At 70.6% G+C, this 15,066-nt stretch carries 12 protein-coding genes; 1 reads left to right on the forward strand and 11 read right to left on the reverse strand.

The annotated features are described in order from the left end of the window. Positions 1 to 10: 10 nt before the first annotated feature. Entirely contained in the window at positions 11 to 268 is a 258-nt protein-coding gene (locus tag AQI94_RS01190) for a hypothetical protein (protein WP_031040795.1), read from the reverse strand. 165 nt (positions 269 to 433) lie between these two features. Between AQI94_RS01190 and AQI94_RS01195 the strand changes: the two genes are divergently transcribed. Beyond that, entirely contained in the window at positions 434 to 1,996 is a 1,563-nt protein-coding gene (locus tag AQI94_RS01195; RefSeq protein WP_031040797.1) for a purple acid phosphatase family protein, read from the forward strand. An 81-nt stretch (positions 1,997 to 2,077) separates the two neighbouring features. Here the strand turns inward: AQI94_RS01195 and AQI94_RS01200 are convergent, their stop codons facing one another. From AQI94_RS01200 to AQI94_RS01245, 10 genes are all read right to left on the reverse strand, one after another. After that, positions 2,078 to 3,721 (reverse strand): RICIN domain-containing protein, encoded by a 1,644-nt coding sequence (locus AQI94_RS01200; RefSeq protein WP_159050629.1) that lies wholly within the window; start codon positions 3,719 to 3,721, stop codon positions 2,078 to 2,080. Positions 3,722 to 3,858: 137 nt separating this feature from the next. Further along, positions 3,859 to 5,631 (reverse strand): IucA/IucC family protein, encoded by a 1,773-nt coding sequence (locus AQI94_RS01205; RefSeq protein ID WP_031044280.1) that lies wholly within the window; start codon positions 5,629 to 5,631, stop codon positions 3,859 to 3,861. Further along, positions 5,628 to 6,179 carry a GNAT family N-acetyltransferase gene (locus AQI94_RS01210; RefSeq protein WP_031044277.1) on the reverse strand — a complete coding sequence of 184 codons (552 nt, stop codon included), beginning with the start codon at positions 6,177 to 6,179 and terminating at the stop codon, positions 5,628 to 5,630. The genes AQI94_RS01205 and AQI94_RS01210 overlap by 4 nt, the downstream gene beginning before the upstream one ends. Further along, positions 6,176 to 7,453, reverse strand: coding sequence for a lysine N(6)-hydroxylase/L-ornithine N(5)-oxygenase family protein (locus tag AQI94_RS01215; protein ID WP_031044274.1), 1,278 nt, complete (start codon positions 7,451 to 7,453; stop codon positions 6,176 to 6,178). The genes AQI94_RS01210 and AQI94_RS01215 overlap by 4 nt, the downstream gene beginning before the upstream one ends. Further along, positions 7,437 to 8,903: a lysine decarboxylase DesA gene (gene desA, locus AQI94_RS01220; protein WP_031044272.1), complete on the reverse strand. Its 1,467-nt coding sequence runs from the start codon at positions 8,901 to 8,903 to the stop codon at positions 7,437 to 7,439. Before desA ends, AQI94_RS01215 begins: the two co-directional genes overlap by 17 nt. Positions 8,904 to 9,045: 142 nt before the next feature. Continuing rightward, positions 9,046 to 9,855, reverse strand: coding sequence for a siderophore-interacting protein (locus AQI94_RS01225; RefSeq protein WP_031044269.1), 810 nt, complete (start codon positions 9,853 to 9,855; stop codon positions 9,046 to 9,048). Positions 9,856 to 9,890: 35 nt separating this feature from the next. Further along, positions 9,891 to 10,937 (reverse strand): ABC transporter substrate-binding protein, encoded by a 1,047-nt coding sequence (locus AQI94_RS01230; protein ID WP_031044266.1) that lies wholly within the window; start codon positions 10,935 to 10,937, stop codon positions 9,891 to 9,893. Between the two features lie 130 nt (positions 10,938 to 11,067). Next, complete coding sequence (locus AQI94_RS01235) at positions 11,068 to 12,228, reverse strand: acyl-CoA dehydrogenase family protein (protein WP_031044265.1); 1,161 nt, start codon at positions 12,226 to 12,228, stop codon at positions 11,068 to 11,070. Between the two features lie 7 nt (positions 12,229 to 12,235). Continuing rightward, positions 12,236 to 13,156 (reverse strand): hydroxymethylglutaryl-CoA lyase, encoded by a 921-nt coding sequence (locus AQI94_RS01240; protein WP_031044261.1) that lies wholly within the window; start codon positions 13,154 to 13,156, stop codon positions 12,236 to 12,238. Further along, positions 13,153 to 15,066: an acetyl/propionyl/methylcrotonyl-CoA carboxylase subunit alpha gene (locus AQI94_RS01245; RefSeq protein ID WP_031044258.1), complete on the reverse strand. Its 1,914-nt coding sequence runs from the start codon at positions 15,064 to 15,066 to the stop codon at positions 13,153 to 13,155. Before AQI94_RS01245 ends, AQI94_RS01240 begins: the two co-directional genes overlap by 4 nt.

Here is a 15,066-nt window from a genome sequence, read left to right on the forward strand (position 1 = left end):
GATGTGTCCCCTAGCCGTAGACCATGCGGCGCAGCTGCCTCAGTGTCAGCTCAGGCGGCGCCACCGCTCGATATTTCAGGTCCGCCTCGATCCGTCCGAAGATCTCCGCGTTCACCAGGCCCTGGGCCTGGAGTTCGCGGTGGCGGCGACGGACGTAGACCTCGGTCGTCTCGTCGAAGAAGGCGAGCACGTCCTGGATCACCCGCAGTGCCTCGCCCCTGCTGAGGGGCGTGGACCGCGTCAGATGATCAACAAGTTCGTCGTGCACCCGGTAGATCCTGGGGTACCGGAGGCCGTTTCGCAAGAATCCTGCCCGATATCGGGCAGATGGCTGTTGATGCTCTTATGAACGTCTGTTCGTAAGCTGTCCATCCTGCGTCTCACACCTCGTTGCTCATGGCGACGAGTTTCAGACGTCATGGACATTCCTCGTATGGGCGTACCCGACCAGCTCGCCGAGCACATGAGCATGGCCGAACAGCATGAGTACCTGCGCGCCAGATTCTCCCGGCGCACCATGATCCGGGGCGGCGCCGTCACCCTGGGCGCCGTCGCGGGTGGCGCGTTCGTGCCGGGCGCCGTCGCCCAGGCCGCCGCGCCGACCCGGACCTTCCCCAGCACCGAGAGCGTCGACGGCGCCCTCGTCGCCCCCTTCGGCCGGCACCTCGCCTACGGCAACGACCCGCGCACCGAGATGACCGTCTCCTGGCAGGTGCCGGTCGCGGTCAAGAAGCCCTTCATCCGGATCGGCGCCCGCCCCTGGGACCTCTCCCGCAAGATCGAGGCCGAGGTGCGCACCCTGTACACCCCGGCCGGCGTCGGCGCCAGCGGCGACCACACCCAGTACTACCTGCACGCCAAGCTGACCCACCTGCGCCCCGGCCAGACCTACTACTACGGCGTCGGCCACCAGGGCTTCGACCCCGCCGAGCCGCACCTGACCGGCACCCTGGGCACCTTCACCACCGCCCCCGCCCACAAGAAGCCGTTCACCTTCACGGCCTTCGGCGACCAGGGCGTCAGCTACCACGGCCTGGCCAACGACAGCCTGCTCCTCGGCCAGAACCCCAGCTTCCACCTGCACGCCGGCGACATCGCCTACGCCGACCCGGCCGGCGCGGGCAAGACCGCCGACACCGGCTTCGACTCGCGGGTGTGGGACCAGTTCCTCGCCCAGACCGAGTCCGTCGCCAAGTCCGTGCCGTGGATGGTGAGTTACGGCAACCACGACATGGAGGCCTGGTACTCGCCCAACGGCTACGGCGGCGAGGAGGCCCGCTTCACGCTCCCCGACAACGGGCCGGACAAGGCCCATCTGCCGGGCGTGTACTCCTTCGTCTACGGCAACACGGCGATCATCTCGCTCGACCCGAACGACGTCTCCTTCGAGATCCCGGCCAACCTCGGCATCTCCGGCGGCACCCAGACCACGTGGTTCGAGGGGCAGCTGAAGAAGTACCGGGCCGCGAAGGACATCGACTTCGTCATCGTGTTCTTCCACCACTGCGCCTACTGCACCTCCACCGCGCACGCCTCGGAGGGGGGCGTGCGCCAGGAGTGGGTGCCGCTGTTCGAGAAGTACACCGTGGACCTGGTCATCAACGGCCACAACCACCAGTACGAGCGCACCGACGTCATCAAGGGCGACAAGGTCGCCAAGAAGCTCCCGATCGGCGAGACCGCGTACCCCGAGACCGAGGGGGTCGTCTACGTCACGGCGGGCGCCGCGGGCCGCAGCCTGTACGCGTTCTCCGCGCCGGACTCCTACGAGGGGCACCTGAACGAGCGCGACTCCGTCGCCTCCTTCGTCAACACCAAGGACGGCAAGGTCGACGAGACCGTCGCCTGGTCCCGGGTGCGCTACCTCAACTACTCCTTCCTGCGCGTCGACGTGGAGCCCGCGTCGAAGGGCCACTACGCCAAGCTGAAGGTGTCGGGCATCGCCGAGACCGGTGACCGCATCGACCACTTCACGGTGGCGCGCCGGGCGAAGTGACACACCCTCGGCGCGTACGTCGACGTGGCGGTCCGGGCCGGGCGGGGGAGCCCGGCCCGGCCGTCGCGGAACGATCGGGCCTCAGTCGCCCAGCGCCGCGGCCAGGGCGTCGTCGAGGGCGAAGCGGACCGCGCTGCCCGCGGTCGCGGAGGACAGCATGCGCACCTCGCCGTTCGTGATCCCCACGGCGATCGCCGGGTTGTCCTGGCAGACCAGGCCGAAGGTCCGGTCCTGGTGGGCCTTGAGGAGGAACGCCTGGTCCTCGGGGTAGGGCGCGGCGGTCCCCTGCGTGTAGGCGCACGGCCGCAGCTGCATGGGGTCGCCCACGGCCCGGTAGCCCGCGATGTCCAGGCAGAACGTCGACGCCACGTGCTGCAGAGCGACGGCCCCGCCACCGAGGTCGACGACCCGCCACCGCTGCCCCGCACCCCCGTCGCACGCGGCCGGCGCGGGGACGTTGTCCGGGGACCCACCGGCGGCGGCGCCGACACACCTCCCGGGCTCGGCCGCCCCCTTCAGCGCGACGGTGGCGAGCACGGTCCCCGCCCCGGCAGAGGCAGAGGCGGACCGCTGAGGCCCGGCGGGCGGCGGACCGTAGGAACCGGCGGACCGCTCGCTCCACCCCACACCGGAGAGCAGACTCAGCGCCACGGCGGTGGCGGCCGCGGTCACCACCACGGCCACGGCGATGGCGAGCACCGGGCGGCGGGGGCCCGGGGGGAGCGGGGCCGCGGGCGTGTCCGGTGCGCCGGGGAAACCTGCCGTGACCGGGCTGTCGAGGGCGGCGGGGCCGTCCGGGGCCGACCGGTCCGCGCGGGACGCCCCGGCCCCCGATCCCGCGGGAGCCACGGAACCGGCCCGCGCTCCCCGCCCCCGTAACCTCATCCCGGCCCACCTCCCCGGCCCGCTCCGGGACGCCCGCTCCGCGGCTGCCGGGCGGGCCTTGCGCACCCCCGGCCTCGCCGCGCGGTAGTCCGGGCCGCCCCACACCAGGAGCCGGTCGACGAGCAGCGGCCGGAGCTCCGGCGCACCCCCCGACGTGAGCGTGCGCAGCAACGCGATGTCGTGGGCGCAGAACTCGCAGGTCTCCAGGTGCTGTTCGAGATCGGCCGGGGTCTCACGATGCGTGCCGCGGGCGATCGCGCCGAGCATCCCGCCGTAGTGCACACAGCGCGCGTCGGCCGTGTGCTCGGCGCGCAGCCGCAGAAAGGTGTCGGCGAGACGGGAACGGGCCGACTCGGCCAGCGAGGCGGCGAAGTCCTCCGAGGTGTTCAACACGCGGGCGGCGAAGGCCGGTTCGCCCTCCGCGAGACACAGCCACAGCGCGGCCCGCGACTGGTCGGCCAGCTCCCCGAACGCCCGCAGCAGCAGCGCGTCGTGCTCCACGAGCCGCAGCGTGTCCGTCGTACCGAAGCGCTCGCCCGCCCGCCGGGCCCAGTCCCGGAAGCCGGGGCGGAGGAGTCCGGCGCGCTCGTCCCGCAGCCACCCGAAAGCCGTCCGTCGTACGTCGGCGAGCAGGTCCGTGCGCGCGGCGGGCCCCGGCCGGCCGGCCAGCACCGCCGCGGCGAGGTCCGCCGCGGGGCCCGGCCTGCCGCAGAACGCGCCCGCATAGGCGTGCACCGCCGCGATGTCCTGCGCCTGGAAGCCTGTCGCCGGGTCGTCCAGGGCCTGCTGGGGCGTGTGCTCGGACATCATCGTCTCGTCTCCCCCAAGGAGCGCGGTCACGGCAAGATGTGGACCGTAGTGGCACTCACTATGACGATGCTGTGCGGCCCGGGTGCTCAAGAGGCACCAGAAGAGCCGGAAAGAGACGGGGCCCGGGAGGACCGTACTCCCGGGCCCCGCCCGCCTGCCGGGCCGTCCTACAGGCCCGCGAGGGGGTTGTTCAGCGTGCCGACCAGCTGCAGCGCGCCCGACGGGTCCGCGAGGTCCACCATCTGCCTGTTGTTGCGCAGCTGGAGGCGGTTGAGACAGGACAGGGCGAACTCGGGCGCGAACATGTCGTACCGCGCGAACTTGTCGGCCAGTTCCGGCACCGAGTGCTGGTAGTCGCGGGTGACCTCGGCGACCGTGCGCCAGAAGTCCTCCTCCTCCAGCACGCCCTCCGCGGCGAGGTTCGCGGCGAGGAAGCGGAAGAAGCAGTCGAAGACGTCCGTGAAGATCGACAGCAGCTTCTTGTCGTCCGGGACCTCCACCCGCAGCCGTTCGACCGCCGGCGGCAGCACCGCGTCCGGGTCCATGACGGCGATCTCCTCGGCGATGTCCTTGTAGACCGCCCGCTCGACCACGCCGTCCTTCAGGACCAGGATGACGTTCTCGCCGTGCGGCATGTACACCAGGTCGTAGGCGTAGAAGCTGTGCAGCAGCGGGGTGTAGTAGGCGCGCAGGTAGCGGCGCAGCCAGTCGGCCGGGGCGAGCCCGGAGCGCTCGACGAGCGCGCCCGCGAAGGACCGGCCCTCGTGGTCGACGTGCACCAGCGAGGCCATCGTGGCGAGCGACTCGCCGTCCCGGAGGGACGGGACCGGGCTCTCGCGCCACAGCGCGGCCAGCATCTTGCGGTACGGCGAGTAGCGGTCCGTGGCCTGCTCGTACTCCAGGTGCCGGTAGCCCACGGCGGCCCGCTCGCGGATGATCGACAGACCGGTGGACTTGAGGACCGGGTCGCCGTCGATGAGGGCGGCCAGCCAGTCGTTGATGGCCGGGGTCGCCTCCATGTAGGCGGCCGAAAGCCCGCGCATGAAGCCCATGTTGAGGACGGACAGGGCCGTCTTCACATAGTGCTTCTCCGGGTGGGACCTGTTGAAGAAGGTCCGGATCGACTGCTGGGCCAGGTACTCGTCGTCGCCCTCGCCGAGGCAGACCAGCAGATCGCGGGCGACCTCGGCGGCGAAGGTGACGGTGAGCTTGTTCCACCACTGCCAGGGGTGGACCGGGATGAGGAGGTACTCGGCCGGGTCGAGGCCCTTGTCGCGCAGGACGCCGTAGAAGCGCTCGACGGTCTCCTCGCCCAGCTCCTGGCGTACGAAGGACTCGTACTCGATGCCGACCCCGGCCGTGAAGGCGGCGCGGGAGCGGTGCGCGGCGAGCCAGACCAGACGGACCGGGCTCGCCGTCTCGGGGGCGTACGACAGGTACTCGTGGATGCCGAAGCCGAGCCGGCCGTTGTTGGCGACGAAGCAGGGGTGGCCCTCGGTCATGCCGGTCTCGATGTCCTGGAAGCCGGCTTTCGCCAACTCCGCCACCGGGATGCGGGGCTTGGTGAGCTTGTAGCAGGTGCCCGAGAGGGTGGAGGAGATCTCCTCCAGGTAGACCGGCAGGATCTCGTCGCTCAGACCGAGGGTGTTCTTCAGCTCGATGAAGAAGTCCAGCGCGGCGAGGGGGAGTTCGGTGCCGTCGCGGTGCCGGGTCAGGGAGTCGGCGTCGACCTGCCAGTGGTCGAGCGAGCGGCGTACGGCCGTGAAGTCGTAGCGGGTCTTTCCGTCGTCGCTGCGGACGACGTACTGGTCCTTGTCCGTCTCCTCCGGCTCGATCAGCCGCTCGTGGGCGAACTCGGCGAGGGCCTTGCGGACCAGCAGGCGGTTGGCCGTCTCCCAGCGCTCGGGGGACAGGTGCGCCACGGTGTCGGCGAGGCTCATACGGCCACCCCCGTGGCCGCCGCGAACTGCTCCCGCGTGCAGAAGCTCAACAGGGCCTTCTTCTCCGGCTTCTGGATCTCGCGCTCGGGCACGAACCCGACCGCCTCGTTCAGGGCGTGGACGGCCTTGTTGGAGACGTCGGGCTCCACGACCACCCGCCGGGCCGCCGGGTCCTCGAAGAGGTGCGCCAGCACGGCGGTGATGACGGACCGGGTGAACCCGTGCACCGGCCGGTCGGTGGCCGGGGTGAGAAAGTGCATGCCGACATCACCGGGCCGGGGCTCGTACAGCCCCACCAGCTCGCGGTGGGCGGGGTCGTACTTCTCCATCAGGAAGGCGGGCTCGCCGTCCCGGTCGAGGCCCAGCAGCGCGTGATGGTGCTCGTCGGCCGCGATGTCCATGTACGCGCGCTCGACATCCTCCAGCTTCGCGTCCTGCATCATCCAGAACGCGGCCTTGGGGTGGGTGACCCACCCGTGCAGCAGCTCGGCGTCCTTCAGGGGGTCGAGGGGGCGGAAGGTGAAGGTGCCCACGGCGGTGGTGCTCATACGGAAAACTCCTGGAACGCGATCGTCTTCTCGACCGGGTAGTACTCGGTGCCGAGCAGCTCTCGGATGATGCAGCTGTTGCGGTAGGCGCCCATGCCCAGGTCGGGGCTGGTGATGCTGTGGGTGTGGACGCCGGCGTTCTGGAGGAAGACGCCTCTGCCCGTCACGTCGATCGCGTAGGTGCGGGACACGTCGAAGTTGCCCTGGGAGTCGTACACCAGGCGGTCCTTGACCGGGGCCAGGAACTCCGGCTCGGCGTACCTGTAGCCGGTGGCGAGGACCAGGCCCTGGGACTCGATCTCGAAGTCCTTCTCCTGCTCCTCCTGGCGGAAGGCGAGCGTGTACGTGCCGTTCTCGTGGCGCGCGCTGCTGAGCGAGGAGTTGGTGAGCAGCCGGGTGGGGACCGGGCCGCCGAGGTTCTTCTGGTAGAGCAGGTCGAAGATCTCGTTGATGAGGTCGCCGTCGATGCCCTTGAACAGGCCCTTCTGCTCGGCGGTGAGCCGGTAGCGGGTGGCCTCGGGCAGCTCGCGGTAGTAGTCGATGTACTCCGGGGAGGTCATCTCCAGCGTGAGCTTGGTGTATTCGAGGGGGAAGAAGCGCGGGGAGCGGGTCACCCAGTTCAGCCGGTAGCCGTGGACGTCGATCTCGCCGAGCAGGTCGTAGTAGATCTCGGCGGCGGACTGTCCGGAGCCGACCAGGGTGATCGACTCCTTCTTCACCAGCTCGCTTCTGTGCTGCACATAGCGGGAGTTGTGGATGAAGTCGCCGTCCAGGTCCCGGCAGGCCTCCGGTATGTACGGCGGGGTGCCGGTGCCGAGGACCAGGTGGCGGGCGCGGTACACGTCACCGGCCGACGTCGTCACGACGTACAGGTCGTCCTCGTACCGGACCTCCGTCACCGTCGTACCGAAGCGGACGCTGCTCAGTTTGTTCGCGGCCCAGCGGCAGTAGTCGTCGTACTCGACCCGCAGGGGGTAGAAGTTCTCGCGGATGTAGAACGAGTACAGCCGGCCCTTCTCCTTCAGGTAGTTGAGGAAGGAGTACGGCGAGGTCGGGTCGGCGAGGGTGACCAGGTCCGACATGAACGGGGTCTGGAGGTGGGCGCCCTCCAGGAACATGCCGGCGTGCCACTCGAAGTCGGGCTTCGACTCCAGGAAGACGCCGTCGAGTTCGGCGATGGGCTCGGTGAGGCAGGCGAGGCCCAGGTTGAACGGGCCGAGCCCGATCCCCACGAAGTCGTAGGTGGTGGACGGGTTGTCAGGACGCGCGGTCAAGGGACTCTCCCAGGTACTGCTCGGCGTGGCCGGCGATCAGGTCGAGGACGACGGACATGTCCTCGACCGTCGTCTCGGGGTTGAGCAGGGTGAACTTCAGGTAGTGGCGGCCCTGGACCTTCGTGCCCGCGACCACCGCGTCGCCGGAGGCGAACAGGGCCTTGCGGGCGTACAGGTTGGCGCGGTCGATCTCGGCCGGGTCGGTGACCGAGGCCGGGATGTAGCGGAAGACCAGCGTGGACAGACTCGGGGCGACGACCACGTCGAAGCGGGGGTCGGCGGCGAGCAGCTTCCAGCCCTCGGCGGCCAGGTCGCAGACCTCGTCGAAGAGCTGGCCGACGCCGTCGGCGCCCATCACGCGCAGGGTCATCCACAGCTTGAGCGCGTCGAAGCGGCGGGTGGTCTGGAGGGACTTGTCGACCTGGTTGGGGATGCGTTCCTGCACCATGCGGCGCGGGTTGAGGTACTCCGCGTGGTAGGTGGCGTGCCGCAGCGTGGAGGCGTCGCGGACCAACACGGCGGACGAACTCACGGGCTGGAAGAAGGACTTGTGGTAGTCCACGGTGACCGAGTCGGCGCGCTCGATGCCGTCGATGCGGTCGCGGTACTTGACCGAGGCGAGCAGTCCGCAGCCGTAGGCGGCGTCGACGTGCATCCAGGTGCCGTACTGCTCGCACAGCTCGGCGATCTCGGGCAGCGGGTCGATGGAGCCGAAGTCGGTGGTGCCGGCGGTGGCGACGACGGCCATCGGGACCAGGCCCTCGCGGCGGCAGCGTTCCAGCTCGCGGGCGAGGGCCACGGTCTGCATCCGCTTGTCGTGGTCGACGGGGATCGAGACCACGGCGTCCGGGCTCAGGCCGAGCAGTTTGGCCGACTTCTTGACGCTGAAGTGGCTGACCTCGGAGGCGAAGATGCGCAGGGCGGTGAAGGCGGCCGGGCCTTCCCACCCGTCCCGCGCCGGCTTCGCCTCCTCGCGGGCCAGGAGCAGGGCCTGGAGGTTGGACTGCGTCCCGCCCGAGGTGAACACGCCGTCGGCGACCGGTCCCAGACCGATGCGTGCGGTCGTCCAGTCGATCAGTTTGCGTTCGATGAGGGTGCCGCCGGCCGACTGGTCCCAGGTGTCCAGGGAGGAGTTGACGGCGGAGAGGATGGCCTCGCCGAGCACGGCCGGGATGACGACCGGGCAGTTGAGGTGGGCGAGGTAGCGGGGGTGGTGGAAGTAGACCGCGTCCCGGAGGTAGACGTCCTCCAGCTCGTCGAGCACCGCGGCCGTGTCCAGCAGGGGCTTGTCGAGGTCGATCTCGTCGATGCGGGGGGAGAGGGCGTCGACGGTGACGCCGGTGAACGGCCTGGTGGTGGTGGCGAGTTTGGCCGCCACCCGCTCGATTCCTTCGGTCACGGAGCGGCGGTAGCTCTCCGCGGTCGTGTCGTTGAGCAGGTGCGAGCGCATGTGGGGGTCCTCCGGTGGGGACGATCCGTGCGGGACGGGGCAGGAGCGGGGCGGATACCCGGGCTTCAACTTAGGTAAGCCTAACCTAATTAACTTGAGCCGAAACCTGCCCCACCCGTGACCGCCGTCACGTCGGGGGGAGTTACTCGGCCGCCCGCAGCTGTTCCTCGGTCATCCCCTGCCGCCAGTACCCGACAAAGGTGACCCGGCGCCGGTCGACCCCGCGCTCGCGCACGAAGTGCCGCCGCAGCTCCTTCACGCACCCGGACTCGCCCGCGATCCAGACGTACGGCCGCTCGGCGGGCGGGAGTTGGGTGTCACGGATGAGATCCGGTGCCTTCTCCCCGACGAGCCAGGTGATCTCGGCGTCCGCGTCGGTCGCCAGGTCCTGGATGTCCCCGGCGTCACGCACCTCCAGCCACACGCGGGCGCGCTGCCCGGCGGGGAGGGCCTCCAGGATCGCGGAGACGGCGGGCAGGGCGCTCTCGTCGCCCCACATCAGCACCAGGTCGGTGTCGGCCGGCGGGCGGAACCGGATGGCCCGGTTGTCGGCGACGGCGGGCCCGAGCAGCTGGACCCGGTCGCCGGCGCGGGCGCGCGCGGCCCAGGTGGACGCGGGCCCGGCCGGCTCGTGCAGCACGAAGTCGATGTCGATCTCGTCGGGATCGCGCCGCAGGCCCCGCAGGGTGTACGACCGCATCACGGCCCGCACCTCGTCCGGCTGCTCCCGCCAGGCCTGCCACCAGCCGTCCCCGAGTTCGACGGGGACGCCGGGCTCGGTCCGCCCCGCAGCCGGGAGGAAGAGGGACAGTGACTGGTCGTGTCCGTCGGAGAAGAAGTGCTGAAGGTCCTCCCCGGTGAAGCTGACCCGGACCAGAGACGGCCCGAGCCGCCTCGTCCGCGCGACCTGGAGGGAGAAGAAACGGAACGGGGCGGCTACGGCCGTAGTCATGCAGGGCTCCTGAGGCTCAGGAAGACGTGAGGGGGCTAGCTGACCTTCTTGGCGGTCTCGATCGCCTTGGCGAGGTTCTCCACCATCGCCACGCACTTGTCGTACGACGGGATCGGCTCCGGCGACCGTGCGATGACCTGACCCGCCTTCACCGCGGGCAGCTTCTTCCAGGTCGCCTCGGTGATGTCGGCCGGCTGGATGGTCGCCGTACGGTCGTCCATCATGATGATGTCGGCCTTGTACTTGTCGACGTTCTCCCAGCTCAGCGACTCGTACCAGCCGCCGGAGGCCTTGAGTACGGACGCCGGGGGCTCCACGAAGTTCACGCCGAGCGCCTTGAAGTACTCCAGGTCGATGGAGAGGTTGGTGCCGGAGACGTAGAAGACGTCCTGGGCCGCGGACCCGGCGAGCACCTTGATGTCGGGGTGGGCCTTGGCGGCGGCCCGCAACCGCTCCGAGGCCGACTCGAACCGCTTCTTCGCGTCGGTGACCTTCGCCGCCGTCATGTCGGCGCCGAGGGACTCGGCCAGCTCCCACACCCGCTGCAGGGGGGCGGTGATCTGACGGTCGTAGACGGAGATCGCCACGCTCGGCGCCAGCTTGGCGATCTTGGAGGCGGAGGCCGCGGGGACGTACCAGAGGGTGCCGGCGCTGTCGAAGGTCGTGGTGATGAGGACCTCGGGCGCGAAGGCCGCGTACTGCTCGACGTTGAACTGGTCCCACACGTTGCCGAAGACGGTCAGCTTGCTGACGTCCATGTCGCCGGCCTGGACGTCGGCCTTGCCGTCCTTGGTCTTGGTGGGGCCGAAGACGCCCTTGACCTCGATGCCGTAGTCGTGGAGCGCGGCGGCGACGCCGACGAAGGCGACGATCTTCGTGGGAACCTTGTCGAGCTTCACGGTCGTGCCGCGGTCGTCCTTGAAGGTCCACGCCCCGGACTTCGCGGCCGTGGTGCCCTTGCCGGAGCCCTCGCTGCCGGCGTCGTCGTCACCGCAGGCCGCGAGCACGGCGCCGAGGCCGAGTGCGCCGCCCGCGGCGAGGATGCCACGGCGGGTGAGATGGGCGGCTCTTGCGTTGGACATGTGTGGCTGCTTTCGAACGGGGCGGAGCGCCCGCCGGACAAGTTCGAAGGTAGGTTAGCCTAACCTCATCAAATGTCCAGAGGGCGGGGTGCCGCCCCGTCGAAGCCGTGGGTGCCCTGTGGGCCGCGCCCTACCCGGCCAGCCCCAACTCCCGTGCGATCAGCATCCGCTGGACCTCGCTCGTGCCCTCGCCGATCTCCAGGATCTTGGAGTCGCGCCACATACGGGCCACCGGGTACTCGTTCATGAAGCCGTACCCGCCGTGGATCTGGGTGGCGTCGCGGGCGTTGTCCACGGCGATCGTGGAGGAGTACAGCTTGGCGAGGGCGGCCTCCTTCTTGAAGGGCTCGCCGGAGACCAGCCGCGAGGCCGCGTCCCGCCAGGCGAGGCGGGCCGTGTGGGCCTTCATCTCCATGTCGGCGATCTTGAACTGGATGGCCTGGTTGGCGCCGATGGGCCGCCCGAAGGCCTCCCGCTCCTTGGCGTACTTCACCGACTCGTCCACACAGCCCTGCGCGAGCCCGGTCGCCAGGGCCGCGATGGCGATCCGGCCCTCGTCGAGGATGCGCAGGAACTGGGCGTAGCCGCGGCCCTGTTCGCCCAGCAGGTTCGCCGCCGGGACCCGGACGTCGGAGAAGGACAGCTCACGGGTGTCCGAGGCGTTCCAGCCGACCTTCGAGTACGGCGCGGCGACCGTGAAGCCCGGGGTGCCGGAGGGGACGATGATCGAGGAGATCAGCGGCTTGCCGTCCGGCTTGCGCCCGGTGACGGCGGTGACGGTGACCAGGCCCGTGATGTCGGTGCCGGAGTTGGTGATGAAGCACTTGGTGCCGTTGATGACCCATTCGTCGGTGTCCGGGTCCAGCCGGGCCGTCGTACGCGTCGCTCCGGCGTCGCTGCCGCCGTCCGGTTCGGTGAGGCCGAAGGCGCCCAGGATCTCGCCCGAGCACAGCCGGGGCAGCCACTCGCGCTTCTGCTCCTCCGTGCCGAACAGGTGGATCGGCATGGCTCCGAGGGAGACGCCGGCCTCCAGGGTGATCGCCACCGACGAGTCCACGCGCGCGAGTTCCTCGAGGACGAGGCCGAGCGCCAGGTAGTCGCCGCCCATGCCGCCGTTCTCCTCGGGGAACGGCAGCCCGAACAGGCCCATGCGGCCCATCTCGCGGACGATCTCGTAGGGGAACTCGTGGTGTTCGTAGTACTCGCCGATCTTCGGCGCCACTACGTCATGGGCGAACTCCTCGACGGTACGGCGGAGTTCTTCCAGCTCGGGGGAGAGGCGGTGGTCCATCGGGGGTTCACTCCTGGTGGGAGAGGGCGCGGACGGTGCGGGACGGGCTGGGTCGGCCCAGGTGTTCGGCCATCCAGGCGCTGGTGGCGACGAGACGGCCGAGGTCGACACCGGTGTCGATGCCGAGGCCCTGAAGCATCCACACGAGGTCCTCGGTGGCGAGGTTGCCGGTGGCGGACTTGGCGTACGGGCAGCCGCCGAGGCCGCCCGCGGAGGCGTCCACGGTGGTGACGCCGTGCTGGAGGGCGGCGTGGGTGTTGGCGAGGGCCTGGCCGTACGTGTCGTGGAAGTGCACGCCCACCTTCTCGACGGGGACGTCGAGTTCGGTGAGCAGTGCCCGTACGTGCCCCGGTGTCGCCACCCCGATGGTGTCGCCGAGGCTGAGTTCGTCGCAGCCCATGTCGAGCAGGGCACGGCAGACCTTGGTGACCTGGGGGACCGGGACCGCGCCCTCCCAGGGGTCGCCGAAGCACATGGAGAGGTAGCCGCGGACGTGCACGCCCTCGGCCTTGGCCCGCGCGACGACCGGGTCGAACATCGCCAGGGCCTCGTCGACCGTGCGGTTGAGGTTGGCCTTGGCGAAGGACTCGGTGGCGCTCGCGAACACGGCGACCCGGCGGGCCCCGAGGGCCAGGGCGCGGTCCAGGCCGCGTTCGTTCGGGACGAGCACCGGGAGGTCCACGGGCAGGTCGGCGAGCTGGGGGAACAGCTGTTCAGCGTCCGCGAGTTGAGGCACCCACTTGGGGTGGACGAAGCTCGTCGCCTCGATGGTCGTCAGTCCCGCGTCGGCCAGGCGGCGCACGAACTCCGCCTTGACCTCGGTGGGCACGGTCGACTTCTCGTTCTGCAGGCCGTCGCGGGCGCCGACCTCGTGGATGCGGACGCGGGCCGGGAGACCTGTCTCCGGTACGACCATGGGGAGTGTCATCGCTCGTCCTCCACGGGGGTGATGACCGCAAGCACCTGGTCCATGGCGACCGTGGTGCCCGGCGTGACGTCCAGCTCGGCGACCGTGCCGGCGTGCGGGGCGGAGATGACGTGCTCCATCTTCATCGCCTCGACGACGAGCAGGCTCTGCCCGGCCGCCACCTCGTCCCCGGCCGCCACCTTCACGACGGTCACGGTGCCGGGCATGGGGGCGGTGAGGGAGTCGGCGCCTGCGTGCCCGCCGCGGGTGAGGGACGCGGCCACCGGGTCGTGGTCGCGCACGTGCCAGGCGTCGCCGTCCCGGCCCACCCAGTCACCGGCCCGGTGGAAGGTGTGGCGGACGCCGTCGAGGGTGACGGCGACCCGGTCTTCGGTAACGGTGTGGGTGCCGCGCGGGACGTACTCCACGGGCTCCTGCACCCGGAGGGGGAATCCGAGGTCCTTCCCGAGGCCCCCCATCCGCCAGCCGCTCGGCACCGCGAACGGATCGGTCCAGCCGCCCTCGGGGGGACGCAACGCCTCCAGTCGTACGGCGGCTGCGGCCTCGTACACCTCGTCCGGCACGTCCGTGGCGACCAGGTCGTCCACCACGCGCTCGACCAGCCCGGTGTCCAACTCGCCCGCGACCACCGCCGGATGGGCCAGCAGCCGGCGCAGGAAGCCCGCGTTGGTCTGCACGCCCAGCGTCACCGTCCCCGCGAGGGCCGCCCTCAGCTTCCTGAGCGCGGTCGCGCGGTCCGGGCCGTAGGCGATGACCTTGGACAGCATCGGGTCGTACAGGCTGCCGACCTCGGTGCCCTCGCTGAGCCCGGAGTCGGTGCGGACGCCGTCGCCCTGGGGTTCGTGGAGCCGGAGCACGGTGCCGCCGGACGGGAGGAAGCCCTTTGAAGGGTCCTCCGCGCAGACGCGGGCCTCGATCGCGTGTCCCTTGAGGGAGACGCCCTCCTGCCCGTACGGCAGCCGCTCGCCCGCCGCGACCCGCAGCTGCCACTCCACCAGATCCAGGCCGGTGACGAGCTCGGTGACCGGGTGCTCCACCTGGAGGCGGGTGTTCATCTCCATGAAGTAGTACGAGGACGGATCGTCGCCGGGCACGATGAACTCGACGGTGCCCGCGCCCCGGTAGCCGCAGGAGCGGGCCGCCTCGACCGCGGCCTCGCCCATCGACGCGCGCGTGGTCTCGTCGAGGAGGACGCTGGGCGCCTCCTCGATGATCTTCTGGTGCCGGCGCTGGAGGGAGCACTCGCGCTCGCCGAGGTGGATCACGTTGCCGTGGCCGTCGGCCAGCACCTGGATCTCGATGTGCCGGGGCCGGTCCACCCACCGCTCCACGAGCAGGGTGTCGTCGCCGAAGGAGGTGCGGGCCTCGCGGCGGGCGGCCGCGATCTCCTCTTCCAGGACCGTGAGGTCCCGGACCAGTCGCATGCCCTTGCCGCCGCCGCCCGCGCTGGGCTTCAGCAGCACCGGGGCGCCCAACGCGCGCGCGGCCTCGGCGAGTTCGGGGTCCCGGCCGCCCGGCACGACCGGGACGCCGGCCGCCTCGACGGTCTCCTTGGCGCGGATCTTGTCGCCCATGAGGGCGATCGCCTCGGCGGGCGGCCCGATGAAGACCAGCCCGGCGTCGGCGCACGCGCGCGCGAAGGACGCGTTCTCGGCGAGGAAGCCGTAGCCGGGGTGGACGGCCTGGGCGCCGGTGCGGGCGGCGGCCTCCAGGAGGCGCTCGGCGGACAGATAGCTCTCGGAGGCCGGCGCCGGTCCCAGGCGTACGGCGGTGTCGGCCTCCCGGACGTGCCGCGCGTCGGCGTCGGCGTCGGAGAAGACCGCCACCGAGCGCACGCCCAGGGCGCGCAGGGTGCGGATGACGCGGACCGCGATCTCGCCCCGGTTGGCGACAAGCACTGTGTCAAACAT

The organism is Streptomyces pseudovenezuelae (assembly GCF_001513955.1).
GTDB lineage: Bacteria > Actinomycetota > Actinomycetes > Streptomycetales > Streptomycetaceae > Streptomyces > Streptomyces pseudovenezuelae.